Source organism: Leisingera sp. F5 (assembly GCF_001593695.1).
In genome coordinates this window covers 1-1332 of the sequence record NZ_LUKH01001039.1, presented here as the reverse complement: position 1 = coordinate 1332, position 1332 = coordinate 1, and the positions used below count along the sequence as shown (strand labels likewise).

Here is a 1332-nt window from a genome sequence, read left to right as displayed (position 1 = left end):
GAAGACAAGGAACAGGTCTTTGACGCGGCCGACAACTGGATGCTGGCGCTGGCGGCGATGGAAGGCATGGTCAAGGATATGACCGGCAACCGCGAGAGCCTGGCGGCGGCGGCAGGCTCGGGCTTTTCCACCGCCACCGACCTGGCAGACTGGATGGTCAGGGTGTTGAAGGTGCCGTTCCGCGATGCCCACCATGTGACCGGCACGCTTGTGGCCATGGCCGAAAGCCGCGGCTGTGATTTGCCGGACCTTTCGCTTGCAGACATGCAGGGTGTTCACGAAGGTATCACGGACGACATCTTCTCTGTGCTTGGCGTCGAGAATTCAGTAAACTCGCGCATGTCTTATGGCGGCACCGCGCCCGCGCAAGTGCGCGCGCAGGTCGCCCGCTGGAGGGAGATCCTGGCGGGCTGAGACCGCAGGGGCTGGGCAGCAGCAAGGAGGCTGAACATGCGTAATTTGGGTTTTGCTTTGTTCGGGCTGGCGGTTCTCACCGCCTGCGGCGTGGACGGCGAGCCGGTGCAGCCGACGCTGAACGCCGGTGTCGGCGTCGGTGACAGCGGGGTCCACGTGGGCGGCGCTGTCGGGCTGCACAAGGGGCCGGTCAGCGTCTTCCTGGGGTTCTAGACGCCTGCGCCCTTGACGCTCCAGTGTTGAAACACCACTTCGGAGCCGCCTCTGCAAGCTGCCGGGGCGGTTTTTACTTGGGGATATTGCGATGAAAGCTGCCGTTGTTTTTCTGACCCTCTTTGGCCTTGCGGCCTGCGATGCCGCCGCGCCGGCGGCCAATCCGCCGCAAAAACATGAACCTGCCAAAACCGGTGTCTCGGTGTCCGGATATGGGCGGGTCGGGGTATCCCATACTTTTTAGAAATGCAGTACTCTGCAGCCCGGGCTTGCGCCCCGTCCGGTTGCTGTCTGCTGCTGTCCGTTCTGTATCTGATGCGCTGAACTTCAGTGGTTAGGAATGGCGGCGGCTCCAAGAGGCGGAGGCGGGACGGGAGGTTCCTCCCGCATTCTAAACGTTGTCTCTGCGTGCCCTCGCCAAAGAACCCTGTTCCATAATGCCGGGGATGCCAGGCCCGGTGGCGATCGCGATCAAGCAGGATCATGGCAGAGCGGGTTTAAAATGCGGTGAGGCAAGCGCGCGCCGGATGCGCAACGCCTTGGCGTTGCATCCCGGTGCTGCGGTTGCGCAGTGAGTATTTTAAAAAAGATGAAGAGGCGGACTAGCGTTTCATCATTTTTTCAAACACTCAAAACCCGCCGCTGGCCCAGCCCGGGACGCTGGCCGGGTCATGGCGCGGCTGGCAGGGAGGTCTTCCGGTACCG

The 1332-nt window shown here is 62.4% G+C and carries 1 protein-coding gene and 1 pseudogene; both read left to right on the top strand.

Annotation, left to right across the window (positions count from 1 at the left end):
- A pseudogene (locus tag A2I95_RS38645) lies at positions 1-414 on the top strand (argininosuccinate lyase); the annotation flags it as partial.
- A 36-nt stretch (positions 415-450) separates the two neighbouring features.
- The gene (locus A2I95_RS38640; RefSeq protein ID WP_291737686.1) at positions 451-627 is read left to right on the top strand and encodes a hypothetical protein; all 177 of its coding nucleotides are present in this window, start codon (positions 451-453) and stop codon (positions 625-627) included.
- Positions 628-1332 lie beyond the last annotated feature (705 nt).

Bases quoted from the DNA above. Each gene is read 5' to 3' on its own strand.
- A2I95_RS38640 (WP_291737686.1), top strand. From the start codon at position 451: ATGCGTAATTTGGGTTTTGCTTTGTTCGGGCTGGCGGTTCTCACCGCC.